The 20,923-nt window shown below is 71.9% G+C and carries 21 protein-coding genes; 6 read left to right on the top strand and 15 right to left on the bottom strand.

The genetic code is table 11. From position 1 onward, the window contains the following. Positions 1 to 26 precede the first annotated feature (26 nt). Positions 27 to 1,049 carry an aminotransferase class V-fold PLP-dependent enzyme gene (locus AB0J46_RS40605; RefSeq protein ID WP_364340086.1) on the top strand — a complete coding sequence of 341 codons (1,023 nt, stop codon included), beginning with the start codon at positions 27 to 29 and terminating at the stop codon, positions 1,047 to 1,049. 99 nt (positions 1,050 to 1,148) lie between these two features. Here the strand turns inward: AB0J46_RS40605 and AB0J46_RS40600 are convergent, their stop codons facing one another. The 11 genes from AB0J46_RS40600 to AB0J46_RS40550 form a co-directional block, all read right to left on the bottom strand. Then, complete coding sequence (locus tag AB0J46_RS40600) at positions 1,149 to 3,023, bottom strand: DEAD/DEAH box helicase (protein ID WP_364340084.1); 1,875 nt, start codon at positions 3,021 to 3,023, stop codon at positions 1,149 to 1,151. 308 nt (positions 3,024 to 3,331) lie between these two features. Then, on the bottom strand, positions 3,332 to 3,691 hold the full coding sequence (locus tag AB0J46_RS40595; protein WP_352325530.1) for a metal-sulfur cluster assembly factor: 360 nt from the start codon (positions 3,689 to 3,691) through the stop codon (positions 3,332 to 3,334). Further along, positions 3,688 to 4,125 (bottom strand): Fe-S cluster assembly sulfur transfer protein SufU, encoded by a 438-nt coding sequence (sufU, locus tag AB0J46_RS40590; RefSeq protein WP_352325531.1) that lies wholly within the window; start codon positions 4,123 to 4,125, stop codon positions 3,688 to 3,690. The genes AB0J46_RS40595 and sufU overlap by 4 nt, the downstream gene beginning before the upstream one ends. A 2-nt stretch (positions 4,126 to 4,127) precedes the next feature. Beyond that, positions 4,128 to 5,384, bottom strand: a complete 1,257-nt coding sequence (locus tag AB0J46_RS40585; RefSeq protein WP_352364375.1) for a cysteine desulfurase — start codon at positions 5,382 to 5,384, stop codon at positions 4,128 to 4,130. Next, positions 5,381 to 6,127, bottom strand: coding sequence for a Fe-S cluster assembly ATPase SufC (gene sufC / locus AB0J46_RS40580; RefSeq protein ID WP_352325533.1), 747 nt, complete (start codon positions 6,125 to 6,127; stop codon positions 5,381 to 5,383). Before sufC ends, AB0J46_RS40585 begins: the two co-directional genes overlap by 4 nt. A gap of 2 nt (positions 6,128 to 6,129) precedes the next feature. After that, on the bottom strand, positions 6,130 to 6,447 hold the full coding sequence (locus AB0J46_RS40575; protein WP_352325535.1) for a non-heme iron oxygenase ferredoxin subunit: 318 nt from the start codon (positions 6,445 to 6,447) through the stop codon (positions 6,130 to 6,132). Next, complete coding sequence (gene sufD, locus AB0J46_RS40570) at positions 6,444 to 7,565, bottom strand: Fe-S cluster assembly protein SufD (protein ID WP_364340081.1); 1,122 nt, start codon at positions 7,563 to 7,565, stop codon at positions 6,444 to 6,446. Before sufD ends, AB0J46_RS40575 begins: the two co-directional genes overlap by 4 nt. Beyond that, positions 7,565 to 8,977 (bottom strand): Fe-S cluster assembly protein SufB, encoded by a 1,413-nt coding sequence (sufB, locus tag AB0J46_RS40565; protein ID WP_357983315.1) that lies wholly within the window; start codon positions 8,975 to 8,977, stop codon positions 7,565 to 7,567. Before sufB ends, sufD begins: the two co-directional genes overlap by 1 nt. Next, positions 8,974 to 9,672 carry a metalloregulator ArsR/SmtB family transcription factor gene (locus tag AB0J46_RS40560; protein WP_364340079.1) on the bottom strand — a complete coding sequence of 233 codons (699 nt, stop codon included), beginning with the start codon at positions 9,670 to 9,672 and terminating at the stop codon, positions 8,974 to 8,976. The genes sufB and AB0J46_RS40560 overlap by 4 nt, the downstream gene beginning before the upstream one ends. Before the next feature lie 91 nt (positions 9,673 to 9,763). Next, complete coding sequence (locus tag AB0J46_RS40555; RefSeq protein WP_364340077.1) at positions 9,764 to 10,999, bottom strand: multidrug effflux MFS transporter; 1,236 nt, start codon at positions 10,997 to 10,999, stop codon at positions 9,764 to 9,766. 93 nt (positions 11,000 to 11,092) lie between these two features. Next, positions 11,093 to 11,869, bottom strand: coding sequence for a VOC family protein (locus AB0J46_RS40550; protein ID WP_364340075.1), 777 nt, complete (start codon positions 11,867 to 11,869; stop codon positions 11,093 to 11,095). A 156-nt stretch (positions 11,870 to 12,025) separates the two neighbouring features. Here AB0J46_RS40550 and AB0J46_RS40545 point away from each other — a divergent pair, with 156 nt between their 5' ends. The 3 genes from AB0J46_RS40545 (at position 12,026) to AB0J46_RS40535 (ending at position 14,749) form a co-directional block, all read left to right on the top strand. Beyond that, positions 12,026 to 12,934: an ABC transporter ATP-binding protein gene (locus AB0J46_RS40545; protein WP_358300138.1), complete on the top strand. Its 909-nt coding sequence runs from the start codon at positions 12,026 to 12,028 to the stop codon at positions 12,932 to 12,934. Beyond that, positions 12,931 to 13,701: an ABC transporter permease gene (locus tag AB0J46_RS40540; protein WP_364340073.1), complete on the top strand. Its 771-nt coding sequence runs from the start codon at positions 12,931 to 12,933 to the stop codon at positions 13,699 to 13,701. Before AB0J46_RS40545 ends, AB0J46_RS40540 begins: the two co-directional genes overlap by 4 nt. A 130-nt stretch (positions 13,702 to 13,831) precedes the next feature. Next, positions 13,832 to 14,749: an EamA family transporter gene (locus AB0J46_RS40535; protein WP_364340071.1), complete on the top strand. Its 918-nt coding sequence runs from the start codon at positions 13,832 to 13,834 to the stop codon at positions 14,747 to 14,749. A gap of 284 nt (positions 14,750 to 15,033) precedes the next feature. Here AB0J46_RS40535 and AB0J46_RS40530 read toward each other — a convergent pair whose 3' ends face one another. From AB0J46_RS40530 to AB0J46_RS40520, 3 genes are read right to left on the bottom strand one after another with little or no spacing between them, the layout of a single operon-like run. Next, entirely contained in the window at positions 15,034 to 15,702 is a 669-nt protein-coding gene (locus AB0J46_RS40530) for a GntR family transcriptional regulator (RefSeq protein ID WP_352364390.1), read from the bottom strand. A 12-nt stretch (positions 15,703 to 15,714) separates the two neighbouring features. Continuing rightward, positions 15,715 to 16,764, bottom strand: coding sequence for an ornithine cyclodeaminase family protein (locus AB0J46_RS40525; RefSeq protein ID WP_364340069.1), 1,050 nt, complete (start codon positions 16,762 to 16,764; stop codon positions 15,715 to 15,717). Continuing rightward, positions 16,761 to 17,831, bottom strand: a complete 1,071-nt coding sequence (locus AB0J46_RS40520) for a proline racemase family protein (RefSeq protein WP_364340067.1) — start codon at positions 17,829 to 17,831, stop codon at positions 16,761 to 16,763. Before AB0J46_RS40520 ends, AB0J46_RS40525 begins: the two co-directional genes overlap by 4 nt. Before the next feature lie 116 nt (positions 17,832 to 17,947). Here AB0J46_RS40520 and AB0J46_RS40515 point away from each other — a divergent pair, with 116 nt between their 5' ends. Both AB0J46_RS40515 and AB0J46_RS40510 read left to right on the top strand, forming a co-directional pair. Then, a complete protein-coding gene (locus AB0J46_RS40515; protein WP_364340065.1) occupies positions 17,948 to 18,934 on the top strand; it encodes a COX15/CtaA family protein in 987 nt (328 codons plus the stop codon). A gap of 22 nt (positions 18,935 to 18,956) precedes the next feature. Beyond that, complete coding sequence (locus AB0J46_RS40510) at positions 18,957 to 19,664, top strand: ElyC/SanA/YdcF family protein (protein ID WP_364340063.1); 708 nt, start codon at positions 18,957 to 18,959, stop codon at positions 19,662 to 19,664. On the opposite strand, the gene AB0J46_RS40505 is transcribed toward AB0J46_RS40510, so the two are convergent. Further along, positions 19,640 to 20,830 carry a PrsW family intramembrane metalloprotease gene (locus AB0J46_RS40505; protein WP_352364398.1) on the bottom strand — a complete coding sequence of 397 codons (1,191 nt, stop codon included), beginning with the start codon at positions 20,828 to 20,830 and terminating at the stop codon, positions 19,640 to 19,642. The two genes, AB0J46_RS40510 and AB0J46_RS40505, sit on opposite strands and share 25 nt — an antisense overlap. Positions 20,831 to 20,923 lie beyond the last annotated feature (93 nt).

The raw sequence follows: 20,923 nt of genomic DNA, 5'->3' as shown, positions 1-20,923 counted from the left end.
CCGAGGGCCGTTCTAGGCTGGTGGTCATGGACATCGCGACCGTGGGCAAGCTCTGGGACGCCGATCCCGGCTGGCTCAACACCCCTTCGTACGGCCTTCCGCCCCGCCCGGCCTTCGAGGAGTTGCAGGCCGTGCTCACCGAGTGGCGGCACGGCAGCGGCGACTGGGCGCCCTGGGACGCCTCCGTCGGCCGGGCCCGCACGGCCTTCGCCCACCTGGTCGGCGCCGAGCCGGCCGACGTGACGGTCGGCTCGACGGTGTCGCAGATCATGTCCACGGTGGCGACCGCGCTGCCGCCGGGGGCGCGGGTGCTGGTGCCGGAGATCGAGTTCACCAGCAACCTGTTCCCGTGGGCGGTGGCGGCCGAGGTCGAGACCGTGCCCGCCGAGCGCCTGGCCGACGCCGTCACGGGCCGGATCGACGCCGTCGCCTTCAGCCTCGTGCAGTCGGCCACCGGCTACGTGACGCCGCTGCACGACGTCGTCGCCGCCGCCCGCGCCCACGACGCGCTGGTCATCGCCGACGGCTCCCAGGCGTGCGGGTGGCTGCCGGTGTCGGTGGCCGACGGCATCGACGTGCTGGCGTGCGCGGCCTACAAGTGGCTCATGGCGCCGCGCGGGGCCGCGTTCGGTTACCTGTCGCCACGCGTGCGCTCCCTGATGCGGCCACTGGCGGCCAACTGGTACGCCGGCGACGATCCGGGCGGCTCCTACTACGGGCCGCCGCTGCGGCTGGCCTCCGACGCCCGCGCCTTCGACCTGTCGCCGGCCTGGTTCTGCTACGTCGGCGCGGCGCCCGCGCTCGAACTGCTCAACGAGATCGGCGCCCAGCGCGTCCACGAGCACGACGTCGGGCTGGCCAACCGGTTCAGGGCCGGGCTGGGACTGGAACCGTCCGACTCGGCGATCGTGTCGGTGGAGGCGCCGGGCGAGCGGCTGGCGGCGGCCGGCATCCGCGCCGCGGTGCGCGCCGGCCGGGTCCGCGCGGGCTTCCACGTCTACAACACCGTCGACGACGTCGACCGCGCTCTTGACGTCCTGACCTCGTAGCACGCCCGGAGACTGACCTCGCGGCACGCCCGGAGACGACGAAGCCCGCCGCCCCTCCCCTGCGGGAGGTGCGACGGGCAGTCGGTCGTTCAGTCGGCGTCAGCGCTCGAAGCGGCGGCCGCCGTTGTTGCGGCGGAACCCGCCGTTGCCGCGCTCCTCGGAACGGAAGCCGCCGCCGGGGCGGAAGCCGTCGCGGGGGGCGCGCTCGTCGGAGCGGGCGGGCCGGTCACGGTCGCCCGAGAACGGGCGGCCACGGTCGGCGCCGAAGCGGCCACGGTCGTCGGAGCGGAAACCGCTGCCGCCGCCGCGCTGGCCGTCACGGTACCCGCCGCCACGGGGCGCCTCGGACCGGTAGCCGCGGTCGTCCTGCCGGAACGCCGGGCGGTCGTCGGAACGGAAACCGCCGCGGTCGTCCTGACGGGCAGGACGGTCGTCGGAGCGGAAACCGCCGCGCGGCCGGTCGCCACGCCTGCGGTCGTCGCCGAACGTGCGCGCCTCGGCCGGACGCTGCCCGCCGCCGAACGGCCGCTCGCCCTCGGCGTGCCGGCGCGGACGACGGTCCTCACCGGACTCCTCGTGACGGCGCGGACGACGGTCGTCGCCGCCGGCGAAGGTGCCGTCCTCGTGCCGGCGCGGACGGCGCTCGCCGTCGAACTCGCGGCGCGGACGACGCCCGCCCCGGCGCTCGGCGCCGCCGTGACCGCCCTCACGGCGCGGGCGCAGCGGCTTGCGGACGTCGGGCTCCCACACGGGGATGGCCTCGCCGCTCGGCGTCCGGGCCCCGGCCACCTCGGCCAGCCGGGGGTGCCCCGGGGTGGCCTTGAGCCGGAACGGGTGGATGCCGGCGCGCCTGGTCAGGGCGTCGGTCGAGCGGCGCTCGTTGGGCAGCACCAGGGTGACGACGGTGCCCTTCTCGCCCGCGCGGGCGGTACGGCCGCCGCGGTGCAGGTAGCTCTTGTGGTCCTGCGGCGGGTCGACGTGCAGCACCAGGCTGATGTTGTCGACGTGGATGCCGCGGGCCGCGACGTCGGTGCAGACCAGCACGTTGATCGAGCCCTCGCGGAACTCGGCCAGGATGCGGGTGCGCTGGTTCTGGCGCTTGCCGCCGTGCAGGCCGCCGGCCTTGATGCCGACCCGGGCGAGCTGCTTGCACAGCCGGTCGACGCCGTGCTGGGTGCGGACGAAGATGATCGTACGGCCCTCGCGGTTGGCGATCTCGGCCGTGACGTCGAACTTGTCGTCCCGCGTGACCTGCATCACGTGGTGCTCCATGGTGTCGACCGGCGAGGTCGCCGGCGCCACGGAGTGGGTGATCGGGTCCTTGAGGAAGCGGCGCACCAGCTTGTCGACGTCGCCGTCGAGGGTGGCCGAGAACAGCAGGCGCTGCCCGTCGGTCGGGGTCTGGGCCAGCAGCTCGGTGACGACGGGGAAGAAGCCGAGGTCGCACATGTGGTCGGCCTCGTCGAGGACGGAGACCTCGACCTGCGCCAGCGAGCACTCGCCCTGCCGGATCAGGTCGCCCAGGCGGCCCGGGGTGGCGATCACGATGTCGACGCCGCGGCGCAGTGCCTCGATCTGCTTGCCCATGGACATGCCGCCCACGACGACCTTCATCCGCAGCCCGAGGCCGCGCCCGAGCGGTTCGAGCGCGTCATGCACCTGAAGGGCCAGCTCACGGGTGGGCACAAGGATCATCGCGCGCGGGTGGCCGGCGGCGGGCCGCACCCCCGCGATGCGAGCCATGGTCGGCAAACCGAAGGCCAGGGTCTTGCCCGAGCCGGTCTGGCCACGGCCCAGGACGTCATGGCCGGCGAGCACGTCGGGGATCGTCGCACTCTGGATGGGGAACGGGCTGTCGATGCCCTGCTTGGCCAGACCGCTGATGAGCGGCTTGGGAAGGCCGAGCAGTTCGAACTCCGACGGGCCCGTCTCGGGGGCGGTCTCGTCGAACGCGGGCATGACAGAGTCAAGCATGGTCACGAAATTCGTGCCTTTCAGTCGAAGTGGCGCGTCACTTCTGCGAAAGGACGAGCCGGGACATACGGCCTGATGCCGTACACGTTGCAGTACGCCCGCCATCGTGGCGGGACTTCACAGGGGGGATACACCGGGGCACCGGCCGCAGGCGGCGCGATGACGCGAGATGAGGCGTCTGGTGTATACCTGGTGCCAACGCCGGGGATGTTATCGGATATTCCCTGGCTGGGTACGGACCTTCCGAAACCCCTCCTTGGCACACTGAAACGGCTGACGCCCAACGCCAGCCGTTACAGCTAGAAAGATCAGACGTTGAAGCCTAGCATACGGAGCTGCTCACGCCCCTCGTCAGTGATTTTGTCCGGGCCCCACGGCGGCAGCCAGACCCAGTTGATCTTCACGTCGGAGACCATGCCCTCCAGGGCGGAGTGGGCCTGGTCCTCGATGACGTCGGTCAGCGGGCAGGCCGCGCTGGTCAGCGTCATGTCGATGGTGGCCACGGGCTGACCGGCGTCGGACGGGTCGAGGTTGAGCCCGTAGATCAGCCCCAGGTCGACGACGTTGATGCCGAGCTCGGGGTCGACGACGTCTTTGAGCGCCTCCATGACCTCCTCGACGGTGGTGTCACCGTCGAAGCCGGTCGGAGTCTCCACAGGCTTGCTCATTGGGCACTCCTCACCACAGCGTCCTTGTAGGCCATCCACGACAGCAGCGCGCACTTGACGCGCGCCGGGAACTTGGCCACGCCCGCGAACGCCACCGCGTCCCCGAGCACCTCCTCGTCGGCCTCGACCTGCCCCCGGCCCTGCATGAGCCGGGTGAACTCGTCGACCACCGACAGCGACTCCTCGACCGTCGAGCCGGTGGCCAGCTCGTGCAGCACGGAGGCGGCCGCCTGGCTGATCGAGCAGCCCTGGCCGTCGTAGGAGACGTCTTCGATCTTACCGGCGTCGCCCACCCTGACCCGCAGCGTGATCTCGTCGCCGCACGTCGGGTTCACGTGGTGAACCTCGGCGTCGTACGGCTCGCGCAGCCCCCGCCCCTGCGGGTGCTTGTAGTGTTCCAGGATCAGCTCCTGGTACATCGACTCGCCGATCATGGCTATGCGAACACCTTCTGAACGTGATGGAGGCCGCGCACCAGGGCGTCGATCTCGCCCGTGGTGTTGTACAGGTAGAACGACGCCCGCGTGGTCGCCGGTATTCCGAACCGCAGGTGCAGCGGGCGCGCGCAGTGGTGCCCGACGCGGACGGCGACCCCGAACTGGTCGTCCAGGATCTGCCCCACATCGTGGGGGTGTATGCCTTCCAGCGTGAACGACAGCGTGCTGCCGCGCTGGTCGAGGGAGTCGGGCCCGATCAGCCGCAGCGACGGTACCTCGCGCAGGGCGTCGAGGGCGTAGGCCGTCAGCGAGCGCTCGTGCGCCTCGATGGCGTCCATGCCGACCGCGGTGAGGTAGTCGACCGCCGCGCCGAGGCCGATGGCCTCGACGATGGGCGGCGTGCCGGCCTCGAACTTGTGCGGGATCGGCGCGTACGTCGAGCGGTCCATCCAGACCGCCTCGATCATCTCGCCGCCGCCCAGGAACGGCGGCATGGCCTCCAGCAGCTCGGTACGGCCCCACAGCACGCCGATGCCCGAAGGGCCGACCATCTTGTGACCGGTGAAGGCCACGAAGTCGGCGCCCAGCGCGGCCATGTCCACCGGGTGGTGCGGCACGGACTGCGAGGCGTCGAGCATGATCAGCGCGCCGACCTCGTGCGCCCGCGCGGCCACCGCGGTGACCGGGTTGACCGTGCCGAGCACGTTCGACTGGTGGGCGATCGAGACGATCTTCGTGCGCTCGGTGACGACGGCCGGGTCGAAGTCGAGCCGCCCGTCGTCGGTGACGCCGAACCACTTCAGCGTGGCGCCGGTGCGCTGCGCGAGCATCTGCCACGGCACGATGTTGGAGTGGTGCTCCATCTCGGAGATGACGATCTCGTCGCCGGGTCCGAGGGTGAAGCGGGGGTCGGTGCCCGCGGGGTTGCCGAAGGAGTAGGCCACGAGGTTGAGGGCCTCGGAGGCGTTCTTGGTGAAGATCACCTCGTCGCGCGAGCCCGCCCCGACGAACGCCGCCACTTTGTCGCGCGCGCTCTCGTACGCCTCGGTCGACTCCGCGCCGAGCACGTGCATGGCCCGCCCGACGTTGCTGTAGTGCAGCGCCAGGTGGTCGCGCATGGTGTCGATGACCTGATTGGGCTTCTGCGAGGAGTTGCCCGAGTCGAGGTAGACGAGCGGGCGCCCGTCGGGCAGCTCGCGGGAGAAGACCGGGAAGTCCTTCCTGATCTTCTCCACGTCCAAGCTGGTGGAAGTCATGCAGATGCCTTCGTGTACTGCTCGTAGCCCTCGGCCTCGAGCTTGTCGGCCAGCTCCGGCCCGCCCTCCTCGACGATCCGGCCGCCGGCGAAGACGTGCACGAAGTCGGGCTTCACGTAGCGCAGGATGCGGGTGTAGTGGGTGATCAGCAGCACGCCGGTCTCACCCGTGGAGCGGAAGCGGTTGATGCCCTCGGAGACCACCCGCAGCGCGTCGACGTCGAGGCCGGAGTCGGTCTCGTCGAGCACGGCGATCTTCGGCTTGAGCAGCTCCAGCTGGAGGATCTCGTGGCGCTTCTTCTCGCCGCCGGAGAAGCCCTCGTTGAGGTTGCGCTGGGCGAAGGCGGCGTCGATGGACAGCGCGTCCATGCCGGCCTTGAGGTCCTTGGCGAACTCGCGCAGCTTGGGCGCCTCGCCGCGGACCGAGGTGACGGCCGAGCGCAGGAAGTTCGACACCGACACGCCGGGGACCTCGACCGGGTACTGCATGGCGAGGAACAGGCCGGCGCGGGCGCGCTCGTCGACCGACAGCTCCAGCAGGTCGACGCCGTCGAGCAGCACCTGGCCGCCGGTGATCGTGTACTTGGGGTGACCGGCGATCGCGTAGGCGAGGGTGGACTTGCCCGAGCCGTTGGGGCCCATGATGGCGTGCGTCTCGCCGGACTTCACCGTCAGGTTGACGCCGCGCAGGATTTCCTTGTCCTCGACGGCGACCTTGAGGTCACGGATCTCTAGGGTGGACACGTTTATGACTCCTTCGAGAGCGAGACGAGGACGTCGTCGCCGTCGATCTTGACTGTGTAGACGTTCACGGGCTTGGTGGCGGGCGGGCCGGTGGGCTTGCCGGAGCGCACGTCGAAGCACGAGCCGTGCAGCCAGCACTCCAGCGTGCCGTCGTAGACCTCGCCCTCGCTGAGCTTCACCTCGGCGTGCGAGCAGACGTCGTGCAGGGCGAAGACGTCGGCGCCCTTGCGCACCAGCGCCACCGGGGTCTCCCCGACCTCGACGCCGATGACGCCGCCGTCGGGGATGTCGGCGACCTGGCAGACCTTCTCGAAACTCATCGCGCGAGCTCCGCCTCCACCGCGGCCAGCACGCGGTCGCGGATCTCCTCGATCTGGATCTTCTCGATGAGCTGGCCGAGGAAGCCCCTGATGACCAGGCGGCGGGCCTCGTCGTAGGGGATGCCGCGGGCCTGGAGGTAGAAGATGTGCTCGTCGTCGAGGCGGCCCGAGGCCGAGGCGTGCCCGGCTCCGGCGACCTCGCCGGTGAGGATCTCCAGGTTGGGGACCGAGTCGGCGCGGGCGCCGTCGGTGAGGATGAGGTTGCGGTTGAGCTCGTAGGTGTCGGTGCCCTCGGCCTCGACCCTGATGATCACGTCGCCGATCCAGACGGCGTGCGCGTCCTGCCCCTGCAGCGCGCCGCGGTAGTCGACGTTGCTCTTGCAGTTGGGCTGGGAGTGGTCGACCAGGAGGCGGTGCTCCAGGTGCTGGCCGGCGTCGACGAAGTAGACGCCGGACATGTCGGCGTCGCCGCCGGGCGCGGTGTAGGCCACGCTGGGCGAGAGCCGGACCAGGTCGCCGCCGAGGGTCACCACGAAGCTGCGGAAGGTCGCGTCCTTGGCGAGCTGGGCGTGGTGGTGGGAGACGTGCACGGCGTCGTCGTCCCAGTCCTGGAGGCTGACGACCTTGAGGTTGGCGCCGTCGCCGACGACGAACTCGATGTTGTCGGCGTAGACGGCGCTGCCCTTGTGGTCGAGCACGACCACGGCCTCGGCCATCGGCTCCACCTTGACCACGATGTGGCCGTAGGCGGCGCCGTCGCCCTCACCGGTCAGGGTGAGCACGGTCGGCTTCGACGCGACGGCCTCGCGCGGCACCGTGATCACGGTCGCCTTCTCGAAGCTGTTCCACGCCTGCGCGCTGACCCGGTCGGTGGGCGTGAACGCCTTGCCGACGCGGGCGTCGTCGCGCCCGACCGTCTCGACGACGACCTCGGGCGCGGCCTCGACGTCGAGGCGCACGTGGCCCACGGGGTCGGCCTTGCCGTTGTGCAGGCCCTTCAGGCGGGACAGCGGCGTGAAGCGCCACGACTCCTCGCGCCCGGTCGGGACCTCGAAGTCGCCCAGCTCGTAGGACGCCTTCTCGTGCAGGGTCGACAGGGGCTTCTCGTTCAGGCCCATCAGCCGACGGCTCCTTCCATCTGCAGCTCGATCAGCCGGTTGAGCTCGAGCGCGTATTCCATGGGCAGCTCGCGGGCGATCGGCTCGACGAAGCCGCGCACGATCATCGCCATGGCCTCGTCCTCGCCGAGCCCGCGGCTCATGAGGTAGAAGAGCTGGTCCTCGCTGACCTTGGAGACCGTGGCCTCGTGGCCCATCGAGACGTCGTCCTCGCGCACGTCGACGTACGGGTAGGTGTCGGAGCGGCTGATCTGGTCGACCAGGAGCGCGTCGCACTTGACGGTGCTGGCGCTGCCGTGGGCGCCCTCCTCGATCTGCACGAGACCGCGGTAGGAGGTGCGGCCGCCGCCGCGCGCCACCGACTTGGAGATGACGCTGGAGCTGGTGTTGGGCGCCAGGTGCACCATCTTGGAGCCGGCGTCCTGGTGCTGGCCCTCGCCGGCGAAGGCGACGCTCAGCGTCTCGCCCTTGGCGTGCTCGCCCATCAGGTAGACGGCCGGGTACTTCATCGTGACCTTGGAGCCGATGTTGCCGTCGATCCACTCCATGGTCGCGCCCTCGTAGGCGACGGCGCGCTTGGTGACCAGGTTGTAGACGTTGTTCGACCAGTTCTGGATGGTCGTGTAACGGCAGCGGGCGTTCTTCTTCACGATGATCTCGACGACCGCGCTGTGCAGCGAGTCGGAGGAGTAGATCGGCGCGGTGCAGCCCTCGACGTAGTGGACGTAGGAGTTCTCGTCCACGACGATCAGGGTCCGCTCGAACTGGCCCATGTTCTCGGTGTTGATCCGGAAGTAGGCCTGCAGCGGGATCTCGACCTCGACGTTCGGCGGCACGTAGATGAACGAGCCACCGGACCACACGGCGGTGTTGAGCGCGGCGAACTTGTTGTCGCCGACCGGGATCACCGAGCCGAAGTACTCCTTGAAGAGCTCCTCGTGCTCCTTCAGGCCCGTGTCGGTGTCGACGAAGATGACGCCCTTCTCCTCAAGGTCCTCACGGATCTTGTGGTAGACGACCTCCGACTCGTACTGGGCCGCGACGCCGGCGATGAGGCGCTGCTTCTCCGCCTCGGGGATGCCGAGCTTGTCGTAGGTGTTCTTGATGTCGGCGGGCAGCTCGTCCCAGGAAGCGGCCTGCTTCTCGGTCGAGCGCACGAAGTACTTGATGTTGTCGAAGTCGATGCCGGTGAGGTCGGAGCCCCAGGTGGGCAGCGGCTTCTTGGCGAACAGGCGGAGGCCCTTCAGGCGAAGGTCGAGCATCCACTCCGGCTCGTTCTTGAGCGCGGAGATGTTGCGGACGACCTCCTCGGACAGGCCACGCTTGGCAACCGCGCCCGCGGCATCCGGGTCGGCCCAGCCGAACTTGTAATTCCCGAGGCCTTCCAGCTCCGGGCGGTCGGTGACAGTCACCTTCCGGTCTCCTTGCTCTTGTCTCTGTGTACGGATTCAGCCAGCGACTTGGGGCTCACGTGGGTCGTGCAGACCCCGTCGCCGTGCGCGATCGTGGCCAGGCGCTGCACCGGGGTGCCGAGCAGTTGCGCGAACGCCTCCGTCTCGGCCTCGCAGAGCTGCGGGAACTCCGCGGCCGCGTGAGCCACCGGGCAGTGGTGCTGGCAGAGCTGGTCGCCGCCCGACTTGGCCTTGCTGGCCGAGGCGGCGTACCCCTCTGCCGACAGCGCCTGCGCCAGCACCTGTACGCGCTGGTCCGCCGGCACCGTCCGCATGACCGGCTCCAGCCGCGTCAGCAGGCTCGACACCTGCGAGCGGGCGAAGTCGGTCACGGCTTCTCGTCCCATGCGCTCGGCCAGGAAGCGGAGTGCGCTCCCGGCGAGGTCGTCATAGGCGTGCTCGAAAGCACTGCGCCCCGCGTCGGTGATGGCGAACAGCTTGGCGGGCCGTCCGCGCCCGCGCTGACCGCGCGGCCTGACCGTGCGAGGCTCTATCATTCCCTCGGCCAGCAACGCGTCGAGGTGCCTGCGCACCGCGGCGGGCGTCAGCCCCAGCCGCTCGCCGAGCGAGGCGGCCGTCACGGGACCATGCTCAAGGATCAGCCTGGCGACGCGCGCGCGGGTGCTGCGCTCGCTACCGGGCTCGATCGTGGGCATGTTTTTCACAACATCAGTGTGCCGTAATTCCTTCCCGCTGCACAAACGAATCGGAGCAGGCCACCAATGGAATTGCTCACGCAGGTAAGGCTTACCTAACCTTTCGGCGTCCCAGAATCGCGAACGCGAGCGTGGAGCAGATGATGAGGCCGAGCATCACGCAGGCCATCGGCACGGCCGTGCCCTCGCCCGCCAGGCCGACCAGCGGAGCGGCCAGCGCGCCCAGCGCGAACTGCAGCACGCCGAGCAGCGCCGAGGCGCTGCCGGCGATCTGGGCGGGCTGCCCGGCCAGCGCGAGCGCGCCCGTGCCGGGCAGGACGAGCCCCTGACCCAGCATGATGACGAACAGGCCCGCCACGATGCCGGCCAGGCCGAGCCCGGTGAGCGCGGCGGCCAGCAGCAGCCCGGCGCCCACCAGGCCGGTGAGCAGCCCGGCGACGACCAGGCGGGCGGGCTCCACGCGGCCCGACAGGCGGCCGCCGAGCTGGGCCATCGCGGTCAGGCCGAGCGCGTTGAGCCCGAAGATGAGCGAGTACTGCTGCGGGGTGGCGCCGTACACCTGCTGGAGCACGAACGGAGAGCCGGAGATGTAGCCGAACATCGCCGCGAAGGCCAGCCCGGCGGTGAGCGCGCAGCCCATGAACGCGCGGTCGCGCAGGAGCTGCCAGAAGGTGCGCACGGTGTGCGCCAGCCCGCCGCTCTCGCGCCGGTCGGCGGGCAGCGTCTCGCGCACCCCCGGCAGCACGGCCAGCAGCAGCACGAGCCCGGCGACGCTGAGCGCCACGAACACGCCGCGCCAGGAGGTGAAGGCGAGCAGCTGGGCCCCTGCGATGGGGGCGAGGATCGGCGCCAGGCCGCTGACCAGCATGAGCGTGGCGAAGATGCGGGCGATGGCGGCGCCGTCGTACAGGTCGCGGACGACCGCGCGCACGATGACCAGCGCCGCCCCGCCCAGAACGCCCTGCAGCAGCCGCAGGACGATCAGCACGGGCACCGACGGCGCGAACGCGCACAGCAGCGAGGCCACCATGAACCCCGACACGCCCACGATCAGCGGGACGCGCCGCCCGCGCACGTCGCTGACCGGGCCGGCGACGACCTGACCGACGGAGACGCCGATCAGGCAGGCGGTGAGGGTGAGCTGGACCTGCGCGGGAGCGCTGAGCATCTCCTCGGTGATGGCGGGCAGGGCGGGCAGGTACATGTCGATGGACAGCGGGCCGATCGCCGACAGCGCGCCCAGGATGACCAGCAGCAGCCCCCGCCTCCCGCCCTTGGTCTCGCCCTTGCTCCCAATGGCGGCGGACGCGGCTTCTGCCACGGACATGCGTGAACCCCTTCCCCTCGCAGGCCGATGACCCACGAGGGCCGAGGGATCAAACCGGGATTCGGTCCTCCTAATTCCCGGTTATCAGATATTTCATGACGATTCGTTGAGCTGGATGACCCCGAACGCCGCGCCCTGCGGGTCGATGAGCTGCGCGAACCGGCCGGGCGGCGCCTCGGTCACGCCGGTGAGCACGTCGGCGCCGGCGTCGGCGGCGGCGTGCAGGGCCGCGTCGAGGTCGGCGACCGCGAAGTAGGTCAGCCAGAACGACGGCAGCTCCGCCGGGGCCTCGTCGGGCATCGGGATCATCCCCGCGACGGCCGCCTCCCCCGCCACCCACTCGGTGTACGCCATGCCGCCCAGGTCGGACGTGCGGGACGTCCAGCCGAAGACCGCCGAGTAGAAGCGCTCGGCGGCCGGCGCGTCCCGGGTGCACAGCTCGTTCCAGCAGAACGAGCCGGGCTCGTTGACCAGTTCCGCACCCGCGTGGGCGGCCGCCTGCCAGGCGGCGGCGTAGGAGCCGTCGGGGGCCCGCAGGGCGACCATGGTGCCCTCGTCGAAGATCGCCATGGGCTCCGCCACGACCGTGCCGCCGGCGTCCCTGACCCGGCCGGCCAGCGCGGCGGCGTCGTCGGTGGCGACGTAGGTGTTCCAGAGCGAGGTGGAGCCGCCGTCGCGGACGGGGCCGATCCCGGCGACCTTGCTGCCCTCGTGGACGAACATCCCGTAGCCGCCGGCCGCCGGGTCGTCGACCATGTCGGCCCGCCAGCCGAACAGATCCCCGTAGAACCGGGCCGAGCCGGGGACGTCGGTGCTGGCCAGGTCCACCCAGCACGGAACTCCTGGGTCGTATTCACTGCGTCGCGACATGTGGAGCTCATCGCCGCACTTCCCACGGTTCTCACGCCTTTCCGGGGAACGGTCCGGTCAAGGGCCGTCCATTTCCGGACAGGGCCACCCGGCGGGCGTTCGCCGGGCGCGTACCTGGGGGCCGGACCGCCCGGCGCAGTCCCTAAACTCGTGGCCATGGATTCCCCAGCCGTCGAGATCGTCGACCTGGTCAAACGCTACGGCGGCCGGACCGCCCTCGACGGCCTCACCCTGCGGGCCGGCCGCGGCGCGGTCACCGCCGTCCTCGGGCCCAACGGCGCGGGTAAGACGTCCACGGTCGAGATCTGCGAGGGGTTCCGCAAGGCCGACTCCGGCACGGTCCGGGTGCTCGGCCTGTCGCCCACGCTGCCCGAGCTGCGCCCGCGCGTCGGGGTGATGCTCCAGGCCGGCGGGGTGCCGCCGGCGATGCGCTGCGCCGAGTGGCTGCGCCTGGTCGCGCGCTTCTACGCCCGTCCGCACGATCCCGGCGCGCTGCTGACCCGGCTCGGGCTGGCCGAGCACGCGCGCACCCCCTACCGGCGGCTGTCGGGCGGGCAGCAGCAGCGGCTGTCGCTGGCCGCGGCCGTGATCGGCAGGCCGGAGCTGGTGTTCCTCGACGAGCCGACCGCCGGGCTCGACCCGCAGGCCCGGCACGCCTGCTGGGACCTGGTCGGCGAGCTGCGCGGCGCCGGGGTGTCGGTGGTGCTGACCACCCACCACATGGAGGAGGCCGAGCGGCTGGCCGACCACGTCGTGATCATCGACAGGGGGCGCGTGGTGGCCGAGGGCAGCCCGGCCTCGCTGACCGGGGCCGAGCGGCAGCTCAGGTTCAGGGCCCGGCCGGGGCTCACGCTGGAGGAGCTGCTCAACGCGCTCCCGGTGGGCAGCGCGGCCAAGGAGTCGCCGGCCGGCCACTACATCATCGAGGGCCAGGTGGGGCCCGAGCTGCTGGCCACCGTCACGGCCTGGTGCGCGGCGGAGGGCGTCACGGCCGACGACCTGCGCATCGAGCGCCGTACCCTCGAAGACGTCTTCCTCGAACTGACCGGCAGGGAGCTGCGATGACCCCCGTGCTCGACCTCTCGCCCGCGCCGGGCGCCGCGCCGTTCCCGCGCATGGTGCTCGCGCAGGCCGGCTCGGAGGTCCGCACGATGCTGCGCAACGGCGAGCAGCTCCTGCTCACCCTGATCATCCCGGTGCTGCTGCTGGTCGGCTTCTCGCTGGCGCCGCTGGTCGACGTCGGGGGCGGCCGGCGGGTCGACTTCCTCGTGCCGGGCGTGCTGGCCCTGGCCGTCATGTCCACGGCCTTCACCGGGCAGGCCATCGGCACCGGCTTCGAGCGCCGCTACGGCGTGCTCAAGCGGCTGGGCGCGACCCCGCTGTCCAGGGCCGGGCTCATGCTGGCCAAGACGGCCGCGGTGGTGGCCGTGGAGGTCATCCAGGCGGCCGTGATCGTGGCCGTGGGGCTGGCGCTGGGCTGGCGGCCCCACGGGTCGTTCCTGGCCGCCGCGGTGCTGGTCGTGCTGGGCACGGCGGCCTTCAGCGGCCTCGGCCTGCTCATGGCGGGCACGCTGCGGGCCGAGGCGACGCTGGCCGCGGCCAACCTGGTCTACCTGGTGCTGCTGGGGGCGGGCGGGGTGATCTTCCCGCTGTCGAAGTTCCCCGAGGGCGCGCGGCCGGTCCTGGAGCTGCTGCCGATCTCGGCGCTGACCGGCGGCCTGCGCGCGGTGCTCGCCCAGGGGGCGGCGCTGCCGCTGGGGCCGGTGCTCGTCCTGGCCGGCTGGGCCGCGCTGACCCTGGCGCTGGTCTCGCGGCTGTTCCGCTGGGAGTGAGGGGCTGTTCCGCTGGGAGTGAGGCGGCTGTTTCGCTGGGAGTGAGGGGGCGCGCCACCCCGCGTGCGGAGATGTCGTCCGAGGTCAGTACGCTCTGGACGACCGCCCCACCTTCCGCGCGAGGAGTTCCGTGACCGACTTCGCCCTCGACGATCCCTTCGATCGCCGCCCGGCGCTGCCCCGGCCTGGCCGCCTGCTGCGCCAGGCCGCGGACTCGATCCCGCCCTCGTCGCTCGTCCTGCTGTCCATCGTCTCGGTGCAGCTCGGCGCCGCGTTCGCCAAGAACCTGTTCGCCGTCCTGCCGCCGAGCGCCGTGGTGTTCCTGCGCATCGCGGCGGGCGGCCTGATCATGGCCGCGGTGGCCAGGCCGAAGCTGCGCGGGCTGGGGTGGCGCGACTGGGCGGTCGGGGCCGGTTTCGGCCTGACGCTCGCGCTGATGAACCTGTCGTACTACGAGGCCCTGTCGCGGCTGCCGATGGGCGTCGCGGTGGCGATCGAGTTCCTCGGCCCGCTGGGCGTGGCCGTGGCCGCCTCCCGGCGCAGGCTCGACCTGGCCTGGATCGGCCTGGCCGGTCTCGGCGTGGCGCTGCTGGCGCCCTGGGGGCAGCAGGCGTCGGCGGCCTGGTGGCTCGGCATCGGGTTCGCCCTGGTGGCGGGCGCGTGCTGGGCGGCCTACATCCTGCTGTCGGCGGCGGCCGGGCGGCGTTTCCCCGGCACGACCGGGCTGTCGTTCGCGATGATCGTCTCGACCCTGGTGATCGCGCCGGTGGGCGTCACGACCGGCGGCACCGACCTGCTGCAGCCGTCGCTGCTGCTGATCGGGCTGGGCGTGGGGCTGCTGTCGTCGGTGATCCCGTACTCGCTGGAGCTCCACGCGCTGCGGCGCATGCCCAAGCACGTGTTCGGCATTCTGATGAGCCTGGAGCCGGCCGTGGCGGCGCTGGCGGGCGTGCTGGTGCTGGGCGAGGTCCTGCACGTGCAGCAGTGGGCGGCGATCGTGTGCGTCGTGGCCGCCAGCCTCGGCTCGACCCGGATGACCGGGCGCTGATGACCGGGCGCTGATGACCGGGCGCTGATGACCGGGCGGTAACGAGTACCCGAGAAGGTGCCGCCGCGCGCCCGCGGGGATGGGGATCTCTCGGGCGCGCGGCGGAGGGCTCGGCTTCGAGGTGGGCGGGTCGCCGAGCCCGGTGAAGGTCAGCGGATGCAGGCGTCCGCGTGACCGGGCTTGTGAGGCTCTCAGGAAGATCAGTTCGTGAAAGCTTTCACCAACACATTACCCCAAAACGGACAAACCTTCTGAATTCGGACGGTAAAGAAACGCGGCAGGCGTCAGTGCTCGGCCCAGATCCCCCGGACGTGGCCGATGTGCTCGCCCATCAGGTGGCCGACCGCCTTGCCGTCGCCGCTCTTGAGCGCGTCGAGCATGGCCAGGTGCTCCCTGGCGGAGTCGGTCAGCGAGCCGCGCTCGGCCAGCTGCGACAGGCCGTAGAGCCGGGCCCGGTTGCGCAGGTCGCGCACCACCTCCACCAGGTGGACGTTGCCCGCCAGGGCCAGCAGCTCCAGGTGGAAGCGCAGGTCGGCGTCGATGTAGGCGAGCAGGTCGGCCCGGTCGGCGGCCGAGACGATCTCCTCGGCGATCGGGCGCAGCCGTTCGAACTCCTCGGCGCGGGCGCTGTCGGCCAGCCGCGAGACGGTGGGCACCTCGATCAGCTCACGGATCTGGGTCAGCTCGTCGAGGTCGCGGTCGGACAGCTCGGTCACCCGGAAGCCCTTGTTGCGCACGGCCTCGACCAGGCCCTCCTTGGCCAGGTCGAGCATGGCCTCGCGGACCGGCGTGGCCGAGACGCCGAACTGCGCGGCGAGCACGGGCGCAGAGTAGACCACCCCTGGCCGCATCTCACCGGTGATCAGCGCGGCCCGCAGCGCGTGCGCGACCTGCTCGCGCAGACTCTGGCGCTCCCCCACCATCGGCAGGTCGAGCCGGTCCTCGGCAGCCATCCGCCTTCCCTCCTACTTCCACGCCTCGTACGCGGCCGCGGCGACCACCAGGTCCTGCCACGCCATGCCCGTGCTCTTGAACACCCGCGGGCCGGGACCGGCCACCACCCTCCCGGCGATCAGCTCGGCGAGGTTCCCGGCGAGATGACCAGAGGTGATCGTACCGTGGCGGATCGGGATGATCACGTCGCCGGCTTCCTCCAGGGCGGCCGATCTGGCCTCGACGACCACGGTGGCGCGGGCGACGAGGTCGCCGTCGAGCTCGCGGACGCCGGGCTCGTGCGACCCGACCGCGACCACGGTGACGCCGTCCCGGGCGAGCTTACCGGGGAACAGCGGCTGCGCGGCCGTGGTGCAGCAGGCGACGAGGTCGGCGGCCCGGATCGCGTCGGCCACCGCGCCGGGCACCGCACCGGCGGGGGTTCGGGCGGTCAGGGGTCCGGCCGTCAGGGGTTGGGCGGTCGGGGAATCGGCGGTCGGGGAATCGGCGGTCGGGGAATCGGCGGTCAGGGATTCGGCGGTCAGGGATTCGGCGGTCAGGCCCAGGGCGCGGCAGCGGGCGGCCAGGGCGGCGGCGCGGGCGGGGTCGCGGCCCACGACCGTGACGTGCTCGACGGGCCGCACCTCACGCAGGGCCAGGACGTGCCCGTACGCCTGCGGTCCGCTGCCGAACACCACCAGGCGGCGCGCGTCCGGCTCGGCCAGGTGGGCGACGGCCAGGGCGGAGACGGCGGGCGTGCGCAGGGACGTGAGCGCGATGCCGTCCAGGGCGGCGAGCGGGGCCAGGGTCGGGCCGTCCAGCAGCAGGTACGTCCCCTGGATGCGGGGCAGCCCGCGACCGGGGTTGGCGGGCGTGACGGTGACGGCCTTGACCCCGGCGTAGCGGCCGGCGGCGGCGGGCATGAGCAGGAGCTGCCCGGCCGGCAGGTCCACGGCCGGCCGCCGGGGCGTCAGCTCGGGGTCGAGCCCGTCGCGCAGGGCCTGTTCGAGGACGGCCACCGCGCGGCCGACCGGCACCAGCCGCTCCAGCACGGGCCCGTCGATGTAGGGAAGAGCGCTCATCGCAGCGTGAACCCCGTTCCGATCGGGTCGTCGGGATCGAGCTCGAAGACGTGCCGGCCGGTGCGGTAGGCCATGCCCTCGATCTCCGGCACGATCCCCTCGGCCGTCACCCCGGCCACCCGCGCCCGGAAGACGGACCCGACGACGCTCTCGTGCACCAGGGTGCCGCGCAGGCCGGCGTCGTGCAGCAGCGCCATCCTGGCGGCGGTGCCCGACCCGCACGGCGACCGGTCCACCTCACCGTCGGCGAAGACGGTGACGTTACGCTGCCGGACACTCCCATCAGCCCCCGCCGACCCCACGCCGGGCGACCCGCCATTCGGCAGCTCGCCGCCCGCCAATCCGCCGCCCGCCGACCCACCCCCCGGCACGCCGTCGCCCGGAAGGTCGTCGGCCGGAAGGTCGTCGTAGAAGATGACGCCGTAGACGCCGGACAGGCGGTCGTCGTGTGGGTGGTGGGTGGCGGGGTGGCCGGCCAGGGCGGCCTTGATGCGGCGGGCGTGCCCGACGAGGGCGGTCAGGTGGCGGGGCTCGACGGACAGCCCCAACTCCCCAGCCGAAATAGACGCATAAATCGCCCCACCGTACGAAATATCAACCTTGGTTCCAGCGACGGCCACGTCCCGCGCGATCACGTACGACGGGACGCTCACGAACGTCACCCCCGCCACCCGCCCGCCCGAGCACCGCACCCGCGCCCTGACCCGCCCCGACGGCACGTCCACCACCACGTCGGTCTCCCCGTCGGGCTCGGCCTCGACCAGCCCTTCCTGCACCGCGTATGCCCCCAGGGCGATCGTGCCGTGCCCACACGCGGTCGAGAAGCCGTCCTTGTGCCAGAACAGCGCACCCAGATGCGCCCCTGCGTCGTCGGGCGGGACGAGGAAGCAGCCGTACATGTCGGCGTGCCCGCGCGGCTCGTGGCACAGCAGCCGCCTGACGTGGTCGGCGTGGGCGGGCGCGTTCTCCCGCCGGGTGAGCACGTCCGCCCCGGGGATGCCGGGGACGCCTCCGGTGACGATCCGGAACGGCTCACCGCCCGTGTGGTAGTCGACAGTTGTGATCACAGTTCGAACCCCTCCGGGACCGGGTCGGGAAAGTCGCCAGGAGTAACATGTCACATTGTCACGTTCCGGAGAAGCCCCTGACGGGACCGTCCCACCTGGCCCGTACCATCGTTGACGTGAAGGAATCCACCGTCCGCCCCAACGTCCTGGCCCGCGCCCTGCGCTCGTTCTGGGCGCCGACCGCGCGCTCGATGCGCGGCTGGGCGCTGGCGTCCGTGGTGGCCAACGCGGGCATCGCGGTGACCGGCGCGGGCGTGCGGGTGACCGGTTCCGGGCTCGGCTGCCCGACCTGGCCGAGGTGCACGCCCGACAGCTTCGTGCCCGTCGCCCATCCCGAGATGTCGATGCTCACGATGCTCATCGAGTTCGGCAACCGGCTGCTGACGTTCCTGGTGCTGGCGGTGGGCGCGGCGTGCGTCGTCGCGGCGCTGCGCCTGGTCCCGCGCAGGCGGGCGCTGGTGCGCCTGGCGCTGCTGCAGCCGGCGGGCGTGCTGGCCCAGGCCCTGTGGGGCGGGCTGGTGGTCAGGACCGCGCTCAGCCCGTTCACGGTCGGCATGCACTTCCTGATCTCCATGGCACTGATCGCCGCCTGCTGGATGCTCTACGCCCGCGCCGGCGAGGGCGACGGCCCGGCCGCCGGGGTGGCCCACCGCGACGTCCGGCGGCTCGGCCACGCGCTGCTCGCCGCCACGGCGGTGCTGCTGGTGGCGGGCGTGGTGGTCAGCGGCACGGGCCCGCACTCGGGCGACGTCATCGCCTCCCGGTTCGGCTTCGACATCGAGACCGTGGCCCGGCTGCACGCCGACATCGTCTACGTCGTCGTCGGCCTGACGTTCGCGCTGCTGTTCGCGCTGCGCGTGACCGGCGCGCCCCGGGCGGCCAGGCGGGCCGCGCTCGGGCTGTTCGTCGTGGAGCTGGGCCAGGGCGTGATCGGCTACACCCAGTACTTCCTGGCCGTGCCCGCCGCGCTGGTGCTGCTGCACGTGCTCGGCGCCTCGCTGGTGTGGATCGCCGCGCTGCGGGTGGTCACCTCGCTGCGCACCAGAGGCCCGCTGGAGGCCCCGGCCGCCGCCGCTCACGCGGAAGCGCCCGCTCCGGTCTGACCGTTGTGCGATGGTATGGGGTGTGCTGCGACTCCCTAGGCTCTCGCGCCGGCTGCTGCGTCGTACGTACCAGGGGCTGGTGCTGGTCAGCGTGCTCGCGCTGGCGCCCATGACCTGGGCCTGGCTCGACAGCTCGCCGCACCGCGTGGTGGCCGACAGCGGCGGCTGGCTGGGCCGGGTGCCGCCCGCGCAGGCCGCGCTGGTGCTCGGCGCCGGGTTGTGGCGCACGCAGCCCACGCCGATGCTGGCCCGCCGGCTCGACGTGGCCGCCGAGCTCTACCGGGCGGGCAAGGTGCGGGCGCTGCTGCTGTCGGGCGACAACAGCCGCAAGGAGTACGACGAGCCCACCGCCATGCGCGACTACCTGCTGCGCAAGGGCGTGCCGACCGACGTGATCGTGCTCGACTACGCCGGCTTCGACACCTGGGACTCGTGCGTACGGGCCCGCCGGGTGTTCGGCGCCGAGCGGGTCACCGTCGTCACCCAGGTCTTCCACCTGCCGAGGGCCGTCGCGCTGTGCCGGACGGCCGGGCTGGAGACGTTCGGCGTGGGCGACGACTCCACCCGCCAGTGGGCGGCCACCACGTACGCCTACGCCACCCGGGAGCTGCTGGCCACCGGCAAGGCCGTCGTGGACGCGCTGCTGCTGCACTCCGACCCGGTCTACCCCGGGCCGCGCGAGGTCTCGCTGACCCGGATCCTGGCTCAGCGGGGCGCGCCGGGCGCGTAGCCGGGCGGCGGGGTGCCCCTGGCCATCCGGCGGGCGTGCACCGGCGGCACCGGGAAGTCGGCGCGGGCGGTGCTCATGCACTCCAGCAGGGCCCGCTGCTCCTCGTGGAAAGCCTGCTCGTCGACGATGTGGCGGGCCGCCCGCTCGTGCAGCAGGCCCAGTTCGGTGGCGGCGAGCTGGTAGTCGCGCATGGCGCGCACCCCCCGCTTGCCGCCGTAGGCCCTGGCCCACTGCCTGGCCTGGCGGCGCCTGGCGAACGTGGACAACATGTAGATGTCGGCCGGCCCGACCAGCCTGGTCGGCTCGTACGGCGGCAGGTAGGTCTGGATGAGCGCGACGATGCGCCGCCGGTCCCTGAACACCACGCCGATCAGCACGACGAGCACCACCAGCAGCGCCAGGTAGGCCACCACGAGCCCGGGGAAGCCGCCGTAGGAGGCCAGGCCGTTCCACAGGCCGTGCAGGATCATCGCCCCCGACCAGCCCGCCAGCACCAGGAAGACCCGCTCGGGCCCCTGGCGCTGGGCCGCGTAGGCGACGGCCACCCCGATCATCGAGCTGAACAGCGGATGGGCGAACGGCGACAGGATGCCGCGCAGCACCACGGTGACCGCCAGGCTGCTGACGCCGTTGCCGTTGAGCGCCGACAGGTAGTAGCTGACGTTCTCGCTCATGGCGAAGCCGAGGCCGACCATGCTGGCGTAGATGATGCCGTCGGTGGGGCCGTCGAGCTCGGCCCGGCGGAACTTCAGCAGGCCGAGCAGCACCAGGCCCTTCATCGTCTCCTCGACCACCGGCGCGCCGAAGGTGGCCGCCAGGTTGCGGGCGCTGGTCGGCGAGAGCTTGGCGGTGTCGATGAAGTAGTGGAGGTTGAGCGAGTTGATCGCGCCGGCGACCAGCACGGCGATGCCCGCGCCCCAGGCGAAGGCGAAGATCAGGTTGCTGCGCGGCTCCGGCTCCATGCGGTCGAGCGCCAGCACGGCGGCCAGCAGCAGCGGCACCGGAGCCAGGGCGAGCCCGAGCGCGATGAAGAACTGCACCGGCTCACCGTTGATCACGTCGAAGGAGAACGAGACCAGGGCGCAGATGCCGGTGAGGACCAGCCCGGTGATCAACGCGAACGACGGGCGGTCCTTCAACACCCAGCGTGGATCACGGGTCGCCATACCGTGACTTTAACGGATCGAAGGGCCGGGGTCCGTGCCGACCGCCCGCGCGGGACAGCCACTCCTCACCGTCCGGACACGCGCCGCTGGGGC

Origin of the sequence: Nonomuraea sp. NPDC049758 (assembly GCF_040674635.1) — a bacterium.
Lineage (GTDB): Bacteria > Actinomycetota > Actinomycetes > Streptosporangiales > Streptosporangiaceae > Nonomuraea.
The sequence above is the reverse complement of the archived record's forward strand: the minus strand, read 5'-3'. Positions and strand labels throughout refer to the sequence as shown.